This window comes from Actinomadura sp. DC4, from assembly GCF_030406325.1.
Lineage (GTDB): Bacteria > Actinomycetota > Actinomycetes > Streptosporangiales > Streptosporangiaceae > Actinoallomurus.
In genome coordinates, this window is the sequence record NZ_JAUEQY010000007.1 from 132318 (window position 1) to 146742 (window position 14425).

Sequence of the window (14425 nt, forward strand, 5' to 3'; positions counted from 1 at the left end):
CCGATTACCGCACGCCCAGATCCCCTCCCCAGCCCAGATCGTGCACCACCCCACTGACAGAACTCCCCTCCCGCCCATCGAAGCCGGCCCAAGGCGCGCACTTTCGGGGTGGTGTGGACGTCTTCTTCTTCAGAGAAGAAGGAGGACGCCATGGGTGCCGAACATCAACTCGCCTTCTTCATCCGGGAGCTGGCCGCGCCCGATGCCGCCCGGCGGGCGGCCGCCGCCAAAGGGCTGGGACGCGTCGGACGGGCCGAGCACGCGCAAACGCTCGTCCGGGCCGCCCGAGATCCCGAGCCGGTGGTGCGGGCGGCCGTGGCGCTCGGGCTCGGGCGGCTCGGCGTACGTGGCACGGGCGATGCGCTGACCGGCCTCATGGAGGACACCGACCCGGGCGTACGGCGCCGGGCCACGGTCGCTGTCGACCGGCTCGCGCTGGCCGGGCCGGACATCGTCTCCGCCTTAGGCCGCCGGCTGCACGACGCGGACCGGCACGTCCGGCTCAACGCGCTCGTCCGGCTGACCGCTCTCAGAACGCCCGGCGACATCGCGGCGCTCGTGCGGCTGCTGGCCGACCCCGACGCGACCGTTCGCGGGCACGCGCGGGGGCTGGTGTCGACGCTGACCGACGACGAGGCCGTACTGGCCGAGGTGCTCAAGACCGCCCGGCAGGGGTCCGGCGAGCTTCGCGTACGGGCGCTGGAGGTACTCCCCGCCCGTCATGCGGCTCGCCTGCGCGACGCGATGCTCGACGGCCTCCACGACCCCGACCCCGAAGTGCGAAAACTCGCGGCGGACATGCTGCTCCGGGAAAGGGGAACGGCCGACGCGTTGCTGACGGTGCTGGAGAAGGAACGGGATCCGCGCGTCGCTCGTACGCTGCTGAACATCCCGCGAAACGGCGGCCGCCGCCTCCAGGCGGTGGCGGTGCGCTGGCTCGGCGACCCTCACGCGGGCCCCTCCGCCGTACGGGCGCTGGCGGGCATCGGCACGCCGGCCGCCGTACGCCAGGTCAAGACGGCCCTCGGCCGCGGGCAGGCTCCCGGCGTACGGTCGGCCGCGGCCTCCGCGCTCGGGCGGATCGGCGATCGGCAGGCCGTCGACCTGCTGCTCCCGCTCCTCCGCGACCCGGACAGGTCGGTACGGACCGGAGCGCTCGACGGCCTGCGTCTGCTGAGCGACCACCGGCTGCCGTCTCGGCAGCGCCGACGAGTGGCGGAGGCGCTGACCGGCCGCCTGGCCGCGGATCCCGGCGAGGCCTGGTACGTCCGCAACGCGCTGAGCGGCTATCCCGAGGCCCTGCCGCGCGTACGGCGCCTGGCGGACAGCGGGTCGGGCGACGTCAGGGCGGCGGCCCTCTCGCTGCTGGACGAAACGGACGCGGCCCGCTTCCTGGCCTACCTGGACGACCCGGACGAACCGGTCCGCTACCACGCCGTACTCGGCCTCGGCCGGTACGTCCACGCCCACGGAACCCTCCCGGCAGGCCGGGACGGGACGGCCGACCTGCTCACCGCCCTCGCGGCCGGCGACTCCCCCCGCACCCGGCAGGCGGCGGCCGACGTCCTCGCCCGTACCGGACGGGCCTGACTCCAGACCGGCCGGAGCTTTCGGTAGCGTCGAAGGCGTGCGGCTTCATGTGGGATGTGCGATGTGGACTCACGCGGCGTGGCGGGGGCGGTTCCTTCCGCATTCGCTGCCGCCGCAGGAGCGGCTGCGGGCGTACGCGGGCTGGTGCAACGCCGTCGAGGGCAACACGACGTTCTACGCGACGCCGGCCCGTGACACCGTCTCGTCGTGGGCGGAGCAGACCGACCCCGGCTTCCGCATGGTGGTCAAGCTGCCCAAGACGATCACGCATGAGCGGCGCCTCGACGGCGTCGACGACGAACTCCGCGACTTCCTGGCGGCCATCGAACCGCTCGGGCCGCGTGCGCACGCGCTCTGGGTGCAGCTTCCGGCCTCGTTCGCGCCGGAGGATCTCGGGGTGCTCGCCGCCTTCCTGCGCCGGGTCCCCCGTACGTACCGGTACGCCGTCGAGGTAAGGCACCGGGCGTTCTTCGAGGACGCCCGGGCCCAGGGATGGCTGGAGGGCGTGCTCACCGGCGCGGGCGCCGAATGGGTCCCCTTCGACACCACCACGCTGTTCCAGAGCCGCCCGGCCAGCGACGCCGAACGCGACGCGTGGATGAAGAAGCCGCGCGTGCCGCGCCGGTCTGCGGCCCTCACCGACCGGCCGATCGTCCGCTACCTCGGCCGCGACTCCGCCGAGCTCACGGTGGCGGGCTGGCAGGAGTGGGCCGGCGTCGTCGCGACCTGGCTGCGCGAGGGACGCTCGCCGACCGTCTTCATCCACACGCCGGACAACGCGGACGCGCCGCAGCTCGCCCGCCGCTTCCACGAGGAGGTACGGGCGCAGGTGCCGGAGGTCGAGCCGCTGCCCGAGCCGGAGCCGGTCGAGCCCCTCACCCTGTTCTGAGGGACGGCCGCCTACGACCGGGCCTTGCGCACCAGGTCGGCGAAGTTCGCCGCCAGCCGCCGGGCGGTCCGGGCGGACTCCGGCTCGGCCGCCTCCGCCTCCGCGCGCAGCGCCCGAAGGTCCAGGCCCGCCTCGGCCAGCGCGGCCTCGTCCCAGCGGTCGAGGCGGTCCGCCCCCGCCTCCGGGTGGAACTGCACGCCCCAGGCCCACTCCCCTACGCGAAACGCCTGGATCGGGCAGTCCTCGCTCTCGGCGAGACGTACGGCCCCCGGGGGGACGGCGGTGATCTGGTCCCGGTGGTTCTGGATGGCGCGGAACTCATCCGGCACGCCCGCGAACAGCGGGTCCGTCTCGGCCCCGGCCAGCAGGGAGACGCGGCACGACCCGCGCTCCGGACGGCCATGAGAGCCGCGCACCACGCCGCCGCCCACCGCGGCCAGGACCTGGGCGCCGAGGCAGATGCCGAGCAGCGGCACCCCGCCGGCGACCGCGCGCCGGGTCAGTTCCCGCTCGGCCGGCAGCCAGGGGGCGTGTTCGTCGTCATCGGGAAGGAAGCCGCCGCCGAGCAGCGCCACCGCGTCGAAGCCGTCCGGCGCCGCGGGGACCGCGTCTCCGGTGACCTCCACGATCTCCAGCCCCGTCTCCTCCCACCACGGTAGGAACCGCCCGAGTCCGCTCCGCTCCGCGTTGCGGACGACCAGCACCCGAGGTGACCGGGAACGAAAGGGATCCACTGCCTACTCCAGACACATCGACCGTACGAAGACGGACAAGCATCACAGGTCCCGTACGGCCCAGGGTAACCGGCTCCCCCTCGCCGGCCAGGGCGGACGCCCGGAAATCCAAGGCGATCAGCCATTTCATCCGAGCAATTTTCACTCAGCGGAACATCAACCGGCAACGCGATTTTCCTTCACCAAATGAATGATCCAGAATAATTCTTGTCAGGCATCGCGTAAGGCTCATCAGCGACAACGACCACTGCGTCATCGAACGGCCACGGAGCGCACCCGAAAGGTCGACCGAAACGTCCATGCTGGGAATACTCCCTGCACGCAGCCGTCAAGATGGCACGATCCGGCCAGATTTCGTGTAAACCATCTGCCGTGACCAGTCATATAGCAATTAGCTCGGATCGGCCGATGTCAAATCCTGTGTAGCCCATACATCGACGGGTAGGTGGTCAATTCCTCGCGCTTCGGCGTGATGATCCCCTAGATAGGAGTGTTCGTGAAAAAGGTAATTCTGCCGCTGCTCGCGGCGGCGATCGCACTGGTGACGATGGTCGGGCTGACGGCCCTTCCGGCCTCCGCGGCCAAGGCCGCGACCGTGCCCGCACCGTTGAACAAGATCCCGATCGCCGGCACCACGTCCAACGGCGGGACCTTCACCGGTACGGTCACCCCGACCAGGTTCGTGGCGCAGAACCGCCAGGTCATCCTCAGGGGACTGGCTTCCGGCACCCTGAGGAACAGCAGCGGCGGCACGGTCCGCACCGTGTCCAACGCACCGGTGGCGCTGCCGGTGGCGCTGCCGAACGCGACCTGCCCGATCCTGCACCTGACTCTCGGCCCGCTGGACCTCAACCTCCTCGGCCTCAAGGTGCACCTGAACCAGGTCGTGCTCGACATCACGGCGATCTCGGGCCCCGGCAACCTGCTGGGTAACCTGCTCTGCGCCATCGCCGGGCTGCTCAACGGCACCGGCACCCTCGCGCAGCTCAACGCCCTGCTCGCCCAGCTGAACGCCCTGCTGGGACTGCTCGGATAGCAGCGCACGCGACGGCCGGTCTCGCCGAGATCTCTCGGTGGGGCCGGCCGCGTGACCGCGTACGGGCGGCGTCCCGCAGGCGGAGACGCTCAGACCGCCGTACGGGAACTCAGCCAGTCCTCGAACTCGACCGCGACGATGCGCTCGTCGTGAACGTCCGCCGCCCCCGCCGAGGCGAGCCAGACGATCGGCGCCTCCATCACCGCGGGGTCGATGAGGTCGTGGCCTCCGTCCGGCCCGTCGACCGGCACCATCCCGGTGGCCGTAGCGCCGCCCGGCAGCAGCATGTTGACCGTGACGCCCGAGCCGGCCAGGTCGGCGGCCATGATCCGGGACAGCGCCTCCGAGCCCGCGCGCGACGGCCCGTACGGCACGAAACCGAGGCGCTTCATGGTGGTGTGGTTCATCGAGACGTTGACGATCCGCCCGTGGCCGGCGGCGAGCATGCGCGGCGTCACCTCGCGCGCCACGAGGAAGTAGCCGGTCAGATTCGTCTCTACGACCGCGCGGAAACCGTCGGGCGGGACCGTCCAGAACCCCGCCGGGTCGGTGCGGAAGGCCGGGTTGACCGTGCGCATACCGATCCCGGCGTTGTTGACGAGCATGTCGATGCCGTCGAGCTCGGACCACGCCTCCGCGACGGCCCGCACGACCGACGCCTCGTCGCGTACGTCCAGCTCGATGCCGATCGCACCCGGCAGTCCGGCGGCCACCTCACGCGCGCGCTCCCCCGACCGGCCGGTCAGCGCCACGGCCGCCCCGGCCCGCGCCAGGCCCCTGGCCATCGCCAGTCCAAGGCCGCTGGTGCCGCCCGTGACCAGCACCTTCTTCGCGTCGAGCTCGCCGGTGGGCATGGACTCCTCCATCGTCTTTTCGGACATTCGGAAAAGCCTCTCACGGTGCCTCACCGATCGAGCCGGTCCAGCGCCTCCAGCAGGCGTTCGGCCGGATGCCAGAACGGCAGCCGCAGATGATGGCCGAACCCGTTGAAGGCGGAGAAGGCCGGACCCGCGGCGAGGAGCACGTCGTGCCGCCGCGCCCGTTCGGCCAGGGCGAGCGTGTCCTCGCCCGCGTCGATCCACAGCCCGGTGCCCCCGGCGGGCGTACGCCACGTCCACCCGGGCCGCCGGCCGCGCAGGATCTCCTCCGTACGGGCGAGGCGGTCCAGCAGGGTCGCGCGGCGCCGTTCGCGGGCTTCTGCGGTACGGGAGAGCAGGTCGGCGGCGAGGAGCTGGTCGATCACCGCGGCGCCCAGGTCGATGGCCTTCTTGGCCTCGGTGAGGCGCGCCACGAGCGCCGGGTCGCCGCGCAGCCAGCCGATGCGCAGCCCACCCCAGAGCAGCTTGGACGTCGTGCCGACGCTGAGGGTCCGGTCGGCGGGCAGCAGGTGCGCCAGCGCCGTGCGTCTGCCCCGTCCGTCGAGGACCAGGTCGGCGGATGAGGTGTCCTCGACGGTGAGGACGCCGTGCCGGTCCAGCACGTCCGCCAGCGCGCGCCGGGCGCCCGAGGACAGAGTGATCCCGGTCGGGTTGTGCGCGGCGGGCTGGCAGTAGACGAGCCGGGGCCGGTGGCGGGTGAGGTGCCGGTCGAGCAGGTGCGGGTCGAGGCCGTCGTCGCGTACCGGGACCGCGAGCAGGCTCGCGCCGCCGCTGCGGAACGCCTCCAGCGCGCCGCGGTAGGTGGGCTCCTCGACCACGACCTCGTCGCCCGGGTCGACGATCGTGTGCGCCAGCAGCCAGACGGCCTGCTGAGAGCCGTTGGTGACGAGGATCTGGCCGGCGTCGGTGGGCAGCCCGTCGGCGGTGTGCTGGGCGGCGATGGCCGCGCGCAGCCGCGGCAGCCCGGCCGGGTGGTAGCCGTCGGTGCCGAGTTCGGCGCCGAGGTCGAGGCGGGCGATGGCCTCGTGGACCATCGGCAGGCCCGGCAGCGCGCCGCTGGACAGGTCGACCGCCGACGAGCCGTGCCCGGTGAATGAGGCCAGGCGGCCGTCCGACGGCGAGGAGGTGCCGGTCAGCGGGCGCGGGCGGCGCAGCTGCGAGCCGGCGCCCCGCCGGGTGAGCAGCTGTTCGTTCGCGCGGAGGATGTCGTACGCCTCCGCGACGGTGCCGCGCGAGACGCCCAGCGCCGCGGCCAGCACGCGCTGGGACGGCAGGACGGCACGGTCGGCCAGGACGCCGACGGTGAGGAGCTCGCCGATCGAGCCGGCCAGGGCGTGGGGCAGGGCGGGCGCGGACCCGGTCCACTCGCCGAGCAGCCTGGCGAGCGTCGCCGCCTCCACCCGGAGTCCGTCCGCCACTCCCCCATTCTGGGGCTCCGGCGCCGGCCGGGCCACACCAGCCCGGCCGGTGGCCCCTATCCGAGCGGGAGGCGGTAGACGGAGACGTGGGAGGGAGAGCCTGCGGTGAACTCGGCTCCGGCCCAATCGGCGTGCCGGGTCTCCAGCTCGAACCCGGCCAGCCGGGCCATCAGGTCGAGTTCGGCCGGCCAGACGTAGCGGTGCGGGCTGCGGTACAGCCGGGCCTGTCCGCTCTCGTCGAACGTGAAGTGGTGCGACACGACGCGCTGGCGCAGGACGTCGTAGGTGTCCAGGCCGATGTAGCCGGGTTCGGTGCTCCAGACCGTGGCCTGCCGGCCGGGTGGGAAGCTGCGCAGCTCGGGCACCCACAGCTCGATCACGAACCGGCCGCCGGGCGTCAGGTGGCGGGCGGCGTTGTGGAAGCACGCGACCTGCTCGGCCTGCGTGAGCAGGTTGGAGATCGTGTTGTAGACGAGGTAGACGAGCGTGTGCTCGCCCGGCGCGACGGCGGTCGTCATGTCGCCGGCGATCACGGGGATCGTCGCCTCGTCCGCCTTCGTACGGAGCTGGTCGATCATCGCGGCCGACAGCTCGATGCCGGAGACGGGCACGCCGCGCTCGGCGAGCGGGACGGCGATCCGGCCGGTTCCGATCGCGAACTCCAGCGCCGCTCCGTCGCCCGCGAGCGCGGCGAGACGGTCTGCGGCAGGCCCGACGATCTCGGGCGCGAACATGCCCGTGCCCGGGGTGTCGTAGCGCCGGGCGGCCTCGACGCCCCAGATCTCCTGTTGTTCCATGGGGCGACGATCCGCGACGGACCGGCACGCGGTCCACCGGTTTTCCGGCCTCGTCTTGGGCCAATCGGGCCACAGTGGCCTGGCGCCCGTCACGTACGGATCGGCACGATGACGCTGACCACACGAGAGGTCTGAGGGAGCTGGGTCGATGGCGACGGTGGTTCTGGTGGGCACGCTCGACACCAAGGAAGAGGAGTACCGCTGGCTGCGGGAGGAGCTCGTCGCGGCCGGCTGCACGGTGACCGTGGTCGACGCCGGGACGTTCTCCGACGGCGCGGGGATCGCCGACGTCGGCGCGCCGGCCGTCGCGCAGGCGGCGGGCGCCGACATCGGCGCGCTGCGTGCGGCCCGCGACCGCGGCGCGGCGATGGAGACGATGGCCGACGGCGCCGCGCGGGTGGTGCGCGAGCTGCATGAGCGGGGGGCGCTCGACGCCGTGCTGGCCGTGGGCGGCTCCAGCGGCTCGGCGGTCGCGGCACGTGCGCTGCGCGCGCTGCCGATCGGCGTGCCCAAGCTCCTGGTCTCCACGATGGCCTCCGGCGACGTCGGGCCCTATGTGGGCGAGTCCGACGTCACGCTCATGTACTCCGTGGTCGACATCTCCGGGCTGAACTCCATCTCCCGCGCCGTCCTGGGCAACGCGGCCGCCGCCGCGGCCGGGATGGCGGCCCGGTACGAACGTCACCGCGGCGACGCCCCGGAGGAGAACCGGCTGATCGGCGCCACGATGTTCGGCGTCACCACCCCCGCGGTCGACGAGGCGCGCGAGCACCTGACCGGCCTGGGTTACGAGGTGATCGTCTTCCACGCCACCGGCTCGGGCGGGCGGGCCATGGAGGCCCTCGCCGACTCCGGGCTGCTGGCGGGCGTCCTGGACCTGACCACCACCGAGCTCGCCGACGACCTGGTGGGCGGGGTGCTGTCGGCCGGGCCGCACCGGCTGGAGGCGGCCGGCCGGCGGGGCATCCCGCAGGTCGTCAGCGTCGGCGCGCTCGACATGGTCAACTTCGGCCCGCGCGAGTCCGTGCCCGAACGGTTCGCCGACCGGCTCCTCTACGTCCACAACCCGACCGTGACGCTGATGCGCACCACCCGTACGGAGATGGCGACGCTCGGCGGGCGCGTCGCGGAGAAGCTGGCCGCGGCGACCGGGCCGGTCGAGGTGTTCCTGCCGCTGAAGGGCGTGTCCGCCATCGACGTCGCGGGCGGACCCTTCGAGGACGCCGAGGCCGACGCCGCCTGCTTCGACGCGCTCACCAAGGGGCTCAGCGGCAGCGACGTCACCGTGCACGAGGTCGAGGAGGCGATCAACGACCCCGGCTTCGGCCGCCGCGCCGCCCAGGCGCTGCACGAACTCATCACCGGCGTTCCGACGACCTCAGGGAGCTGACCTTGGACCGCACGACCGCCCTGGCCCGCCTCCGGGCCACCGCCGCGGCCGGCCGGCCGATCATCGGCGCCGGCGCGGGCACGGGACTGTCCGCCAAGGCCGCCGAGTCCGGCGGCGTGGACCTGCTGATCATCTACAACTCCGGCCGCTACCGGATGGCCGGGCGCGGCTCGCTCGCCGGGCTGCTGCCGTACGGGGACGCCAACGCGATCGTGGTCGACATGGCCGCCGAGGTGCTGCCCGTCGTACGGGACACGCCCGTCCTCGCCGGCGTCTGCGGCACCGACCCCTTCCGGCTCATGGGGCCCTTCCTCGACCAGCTCGGCGCGATGGGCTTCGCCGGGGTGCAGAACTTCCCGACGGTCGGCCTGTACGACGGGAGGTTCCGGCAGAACCTCGAAGAGACCGGCATGGGGTTCGACCTGGAGATCGAGATGATCCGTACGGCCCATGACAAGGGGCTGCTCACCGCGCCGTACGTCTTCGACGGCGACCAGGCCGCGGCGATGACCGCCGCCGGCGCCGACGTCCTGGTCCCCCATGTCGGCCTCACCACCAGCGGCTCGATCGGCGCCACCACCGCGCTCACGCTCGACGACGCCGTGGCCGCCGTACAGGAGATGCGCGACGCGGCCGTCGCGGTCGACCCCGACGTCCTCGTCCTCTGCCACGGCGGGCCGATCGCCGAGCCGGCCGACGCGCAGTACGTCCTGGACAACACCACCGGCATCGCCGGCTTCTTCGGCGCGTCGTCGATGGAGCGGCTGCCCGCGGAGAAGGCGATCGCCGCCCAGGCGGCGGAGTTCGCCGCGCTGCGGATCTGACCACCCCCGTCCCGAAGGAGCACCCCCATGCACCTGCGACCCGGCGACCTGCCCACGATGACCTTCGACTGGGGCGTCATCACGTGGCTCGTCTCACCGCGCCACGTCGACGGTGCGAAGAGCACCCTCGGCGAGGTCGTGATCAACCCCGGCCGGGGACACGAGCGGCACAGCCATCCCGCCTCCGACGAGGTGATCTACGTCGTCGACGGCGAGGGCAGCCAGATGGTGGACGACGGGGAGCCGTTCACGATCGCGGCCGGCGACGCCGTCCACATCCCCGCCGGGGCGCCGCACTCGACGATGAACACCGGGTGGCGCGCCCTCCGTCTGATCGTCACCTACACGCCCGGCGGCGAGGAGGCCGCGCTCGAACAGGCGCCCGGCTACGAACTCCTGCCGCCCGGCACCGTCCAGACCTGGGTACGGGAGTCCCCCGCCTGACTCAGAAGTGAAGGAAGTTCCCCACGCTGCTCGCGCTGACCGTACGGGTGTCGTAGTTGTGCGCGCTGAGGTAGTTGTACTCCTCCAGCAGGATGGTGCCGTCGCCGTTGACCCGGGCGACATAGGCGACGTGACCGTACGTCCCGGTGTTCCACTGGGCGACGGCGCCGACCTTCGCCGTGTGGTCGACCCTGACCCCGGCGGCGAGCGCGGCGTTGTCCCAGTTGATGGCGTTACCCCAGTGGACTCCCCGGTAGGCGTTGGTGAGGTCGACGCCGAGCCGCTGGCGTACGCGCCAGGCCGCGAAGGAGACGCACTCCCGCTTGTAGAAGTTCCACGGGTCCGCCTGGCTGGAGGAGTCGGCCTTGTAGGGGTAGTCGTCGGTGAGCGTCTGGACGCACGGCGGCGCGACGGTGCCGTCCGAGCCCGTGTAGACGTAGGCGTCCGAGACGTAGCCGACCGGACTCGTGATCTTGTCCCAGACACCGCTGGTGCCGTACGTCCCGGTGACCGTCGTGCCGCGCGTCTGGCACGAGATCGTGACGCCGGCGCCGTCCGCGACGCTCCCGACCGTGCCGTAGCCGGTGCCCGCGCCGGAGCGTACGGACAGCGCGGTCCCGCTGGTGTTGACCGTGCCGGTCGCCGCGTCGGCGGCCGACGCGCCGAGCGTGAGCGCGCCCGCGGTCACCACGGCCAGTAGCCCGCTTCGTCTGATCCAGGTCAACGTCGGACCCCCTCCTGGCGGATGCTTCGCTGACCGTAAGTCACTGATTAACGGATGAAAAGACTTGACTGTGACTAGATCACCAGAACCTCATTCGGCGGCCGCCGGGGCCGGGACGGCCTCGGCCGCGTGCGGAGCCCGGGTGACCAGCGGCAGTGCCATCGCGGCGAGCGCGATCACGCCGATGGCGGTGAACGCGGTCGTGTAGGAGTCGCCGTCGGCGAGCCGGGCGACGAGCTGCGGGCCGACGACTCCGCCGATGCTCCACGCGACGATCATGAGGCCGTAGATCGCACCGGCGTTGCGCAGGCCGAAGAAGTCGCCCGCGGTGGCCGGCATCGTGCCGAAGCCGCCGCCGTAGCAGAGGTAGATGACCGCGGCGAGCACGGCGAAGACCGCCGCGCCGGCGTGCGGGAGGATCAGCAGGCAGACGCCCTGCAGCCCCAGCATGAGCAGGAACGCCGCCATCCGCCCGGTCAGGCCGGACACCCAGCCCCAGAAGATCCGGCCGCCCCCGTTGAACAGCCCCATCACGCCGGTCAGGGTGGCCGCCGCGCCGGTGCCGTACCCGGCCGTCTTGGACGCCGACGCGATCACCGAGATCAGCCCGATGCCCGCGGTCACGTTGAGGCAGAGGATCGCCGTCAGGAGGTACCACTGCGGGGTGCGCAGCGCCTCGGTCTGCGCGTAGTCGCGCCGCGTCTCCACGACGCGCCCGGTCGCCTTCGGCTCCCAGCCCGGCACGGCGTACCCCGCGGGCGGGTCGCGGAACTGCGAGGCGCCGATCATGGCCATGGCCAGATACGCGAGGCCGAGCCAGATGAAGGAGCGGGTCGGCACCCGCGAGTAGTGGTCCACGAGCCGCTGCGCGACCGGCGAGGTCAGCACCGCGCCGAACCCGAAGCCGCCCACGGCGATGCCGGTGATCAGGCCGCGCCGGTCGGGGAACCACTTCTGCAGCATCGCGATCGGGACGATGTAGGCCAGGCCGAGCCCGAACCCGGCGACGACGCCGTACCCGAGGATCAGCAGCCACAGCTGGGAGTCGTCGGAGGCGGCACCGGCGAGCAGGATGCCGAGCGCGTAGACGACGCCGCCGGTGAGGGCCACGACACGCGGGCCGCGGCGGTCCTGGATCCGGCCGCCGAGGTAGGTGCCGAGGAAGATCATGCCGATGGTGAACGAGAACGGCAGCGCCGCCGTGGACTTGGAGAGGTCGAACGCGCTGTCGTCGGCCTGCAGCGCCTTGGAGAACACACTCCAGGAGTAGACGGCGCCGAGGGCGAGCTGCAGCAGCACGGCCGCGCCCGCCAGAGGCCAGCGTCCACGCGTGGGGTCGTCGGTCCGGACAGTGGCCATGGTCACGGCTCCTATCGCTGTGGAACGCCCCCCGAGAACGTCGTCCGCACGACACGCGGAACCTCAATCTGCCACGTGACCGCCTGCCACGGAAGCGTTACCAGGTGTCGAATTTTGACAATAGGTCTTTCTCCAGGTCAGAGAGCCGGTCGCATCTCTCGCCACATCAGGAACATCGACGGAACAGATTTCCGCGCCATTCAGAATTCGTTCAGCACATCAGCCGACGCGGGGCATGAGTAGGCCCTACTCATGTCGGCCTGACCAGATCCGGACATTTACTCTTATTGACCCTAAAGCCGGTTTCTGACTGAGTTATCACTTAGTCGATTCCCCGGTAAAGGGAGCCGGGGAAACGGGGGTTTTCATGGCAAGGATCACAAAAGTGCTGGCGATCGCGGGGGCGGCGGTTTCGCTGGCCTTCGCCGGCCTGCAGGCCACGACGGCGCAGGCGGCCGACAAGTCCGCGCCGCAGGCCGCGACCGGCATCGTCAACTCCAGCGCCGGCGCGCGGTCGACCTCGACCTACTGGACGAAGGCGCGGATGGCCGCCGCGACGCCGGAGCCGGTTCCGCAGATGAGCGCCAAGGCCGCGGCGGCACCGACGGTGCCCGACCGGCTGCCCGCCACCGCGGCGGCCCCGGCCAGGCCGCTTACGCCGGCGAAGGGCGCCACCGCGACCGGCGGGGTCCGGCCGCTGGTCGGGTCGGGCGCGGCCCTGTGGACGCCCCACGGTTCGATGCCCGCGACGACGGTCGGGAAGATCTACTTCACCCGTACGGACGGCAGCGGGGGCTACTGCACGGGCAGCGTCATCACGGCGTCGAACCTCAACACCGTCTGGACGGCGGGGCACTGCGTCAACGCGGGCAGCGGCGGCGGTTGGTTCTCCAATTTCTCCTTCGTTCCGGACACCGACAATGGAAGCGCCCCCTGGGGCAGTTGGTCGTGGAAGTACGCCAACACCACGGTCGGCTGGCAGAACAGCGGCGACCTGCACTATGACGTGGCCGCGATCGCCTTCTACCCGGCGAACGGAAATCTGCAGAGCACGCTCGGCGCGCAGGGATATCGGTTCAACTACGGCCAGGCGTTCGCGGTGACCGACTTCGGCTATCCGCAGGACGGTTATCTGCGCACTGATTTCCCGGCCAATGGCAGCAAACTGTATTACTGCAGCGGGACGACCTACCGCAAGAGCAGCTCGAACGACCTGATGGGCCTGAGCTGCGACATGCACCACGGGGCCAGCGGCGGCCCGTGGCTGACGGAACTGGCGTCATGGGGCGGCGGCTACATCGTCGGCGCGTACAGCCACCGGGACGTCAATTCCAGTGGCGCTCCCAGCAATATCGAAGCGCGTTCCGCCAACCACGGTGACGGTGCGATCAACGTCTACAACGACGTCTCCGTTCACTGATCGACCATGGGCTGGGCCCGGCGTGGTCGCCGCGCCGGGCTCAGCCGCCGGTGGCGTTACGCCTGCGTTCCCCGGTCCAGTAGCTGGCGACGTCGCCGGGGCTCCGCGTCGAGTGGACCCCGCCGCCGGAGTCCTCGGGCGACCTGCCGCCGGCGTTCGCCCCGAACGCGACGGCGAGCCCGGCCGCCAGCGCGGCCACGACCGCTCCCGCCGCGACGACGACGAGCGTTCTGCGCTTCATGTGAGCTGCCCTCCCAGCGGACCGGCCGACCGTGGATGGCCTCGGTCTCCATCATGAACCCCTGCCGCCCGGTGTGCGCGGCGTCCGTGAATACGGAAGAGTCGGCGCCTGCGGGCGCGGGAATGCCCACTGGACACCTGAGGAGCGGACCTTGGCCAAGACCTACCACGTCGGAACGGGCACCCGGCTGGTCAACCTCGTCTTCCGCGCGATGACGCGCCGGGGACTGGGCAAGGACTACCGGCACGTGCTGACCGTACGGGGCAGGAAGACCGGTCTGCCGCGCTCGGTCCCGGTCGACGTCATGCGCCAGGGCGACCGGCGCTGGCTCGTGGCCGCCTACGGCGTCACCGGCTGGGTGCACAACGCCCGCGCCGCCGGTGAGGTCCGGATCTCCCGCGGGCGCTATTCTGAGGCGTTGCGCGTCACCGAGCTGACGCCCGAGGACAGCGTCCCGGTTCTGCGGCAGTACCTCCGGGAGGTCCCGATCACCCGGGCGTACTTCGACGTCGCCGCCGACTCCTCCGACGAGCGGTTCGCCGCCGAGGCGGTTCGCCACCCCGTGTTCGTGCTGAGCCCGGTGCCGGTTTCTTGATCAAGAGCCGGATTACCGGGCCCTTCGCACTGTTGGATGAGGGGCCGGAGCGGTGCGCCGCGCCGCGTACGGTCGATAACCGGGCC

At 71.8% G+C, this 14425-nt stretch carries 15 protein-coding genes; 8 read left to right on the plus strand and 7 right to left on the minus strand.

The annotated features are described in order from the left end of the window. Positions 1–150 precede the first annotated feature (150 nt). A complete protein-coding gene (locus QWU11_RS13940) occupies positions 151–1590 on the plus strand; it encodes a HEAT repeat domain-containing protein (RefSeq protein ID WP_290107523.1) in 1440 nt (479 codons plus the stop codon). Between the two features lie 61 nt (positions 1591–1651). Next, positions 1652–2479, plus strand: a complete 828-nt coding sequence (locus tag QWU11_RS13945; RefSeq protein WP_290107526.1) for a DUF72 domain-containing protein — start codon at positions 1652–1654, stop codon at positions 2477–2479. Between the two features lie 11 nt (positions 2480–2490). Here QWU11_RS13945 and QWU11_RS13950 read toward each other — a convergent pair whose 3' ends face one another. Beyond that, on the minus strand, positions 2491–3213 hold the full coding sequence (locus tag QWU11_RS13950) for a type 1 glutamine amidotransferase (protein ID WP_290107533.1): 723 nt from the start codon (positions 3211–3213) through the stop codon (positions 2491–2493). 496 nt (positions 3214–3709) lie between these two features. On the opposite strand from QWU11_RS13950, the gene QWU11_RS13955 reads away from it, so the two are divergent. Further along, positions 3710–4249, plus strand: coding sequence for a hypothetical protein (locus tag QWU11_RS13955; RefSeq protein ID WP_290107537.1), 540 nt, complete (start codon positions 3710–3712; stop codon positions 4247–4249). Between the two features lie 89 nt (positions 4250–4338). Here the strand turns inward: QWU11_RS13955 and QWU11_RS13960 are convergent, their stop codons facing one another. The 3 genes from QWU11_RS13960 to QWU11_RS13970 are packed head-to-tail and all read right to left on the minus strand — an operon-like array spanning position 4339 to position 7342. Continuing rightward, complete coding sequence (locus tag QWU11_RS13960) at positions 4339–5130, minus strand: SDR family oxidoreductase (protein ID WP_290107549.1); 792 nt, start codon at positions 5128–5130, stop codon at positions 4339–4341. Positions 5131–5153: 23 nt separating this feature from the next. Next, positions 5154–6545, minus strand: coding sequence for a PLP-dependent aminotransferase family protein (locus QWU11_RS13965; protein ID WP_290107557.1), 1392 nt, complete (start codon positions 6543–6545; stop codon positions 5154–5156). A 56-nt stretch (positions 6546–6601) separates the two neighbouring features. Beyond that, positions 6602–7342 (minus strand): class I SAM-dependent methyltransferase, encoded by a 741-nt coding sequence (locus QWU11_RS13970; RefSeq protein ID WP_290107560.1) that lies wholly within the window; start codon positions 7340–7342, stop codon positions 6602–6604. A gap of 148 nt (positions 7343–7490) precedes the next feature. On the opposite strand from QWU11_RS13970, the gene QWU11_RS13975 reads away from it, so the two are divergent. Genes QWU11_RS13975 through QWU11_RS13985 form a run of 3 tightly spaced genes read left to right on the plus strand, consistent with a single transcriptional unit; the run spans position 7491 to position 10000 of the window. After that, positions 7491–8732, plus strand: a complete 1242-nt coding sequence (locus tag QWU11_RS13975; protein WP_290107563.1) for a Tm-1-like ATP-binding domain-containing protein — start codon at positions 7491–7493, stop codon at positions 8730–8732. A 2-nt stretch (positions 8733–8734) separates the two neighbouring features. Continuing rightward, entirely contained in the window at positions 8735–9556 is an 822-nt protein-coding gene (locus QWU11_RS13980; protein WP_290107577.1) for a phosphoenolpyruvate hydrolase family protein, read from the plus strand. A 27-nt stretch (positions 9557–9583) separates the two neighbouring features. Continuing rightward, positions 9584–10000, plus strand: coding sequence for a cupin domain-containing protein (locus tag QWU11_RS13985; protein ID WP_290107606.1), 417 nt, complete (start codon positions 9584–9586; stop codon positions 9998–10000). Between the two features lies 1 nt (position 10001). Here QWU11_RS13985 and QWU11_RS13990 read toward each other — a convergent pair whose 3' ends face one another. Both QWU11_RS13990 and QWU11_RS13995 read right to left on the minus strand, forming a co-directional pair. Next, on the minus strand, positions 10002–10724 hold the full coding sequence (locus QWU11_RS13990; RefSeq protein ID WP_290107613.1) for a CHAP domain-containing protein: 723 nt from the start codon (positions 10722–10724) through the stop codon (positions 10002–10004). 90 nt (positions 10725–10814) lie between these two features. Continuing rightward, positions 10815–12083: an OFA family MFS transporter gene (locus QWU11_RS13995; RefSeq protein WP_290107619.1), complete on the minus strand. Its 1269-nt coding sequence runs from the start codon at positions 12081–12083 to the stop codon at positions 10815–10817. A gap of 367 nt (positions 12084–12450) precedes the next feature. Here QWU11_RS13995 and QWU11_RS14000 point away from each other — a divergent pair, with 367 nt between their 5' ends. Beyond that, positions 12451–13503 (plus strand): hypothetical protein, encoded by a 1053-nt coding sequence (locus QWU11_RS14000; RefSeq protein ID WP_290107623.1) that lies wholly within the window; start codon positions 12451–12453, stop codon positions 13501–13503. 40 nt (positions 13504–13543) lie between these two features. Here QWU11_RS14000 and QWU11_RS14005 read toward each other — a convergent pair whose 3' ends face one another. Further along, positions 13544–13744 carry a hypothetical protein gene (locus QWU11_RS14005; RefSeq protein WP_290107626.1) on the minus strand — a complete coding sequence of 67 codons (201 nt, stop codon included), beginning with the start codon at positions 13742–13744 and terminating at the stop codon, positions 13544–13546. Positions 13745–13895: 151 nt separating this feature from the next. Between QWU11_RS14005 and QWU11_RS14010 the strand changes: the two genes are divergently transcribed. Then, positions 13896–14339: a nitroreductase family deazaflavin-dependent oxidoreductase gene (locus tag QWU11_RS14010; RefSeq protein WP_290107630.1), complete on the plus strand. Its 444-nt coding sequence runs from the start codon at positions 13896–13898 to the stop codon at positions 14337–14339. Positions 14340–14425: the final 86 nt, after the last annotated feature.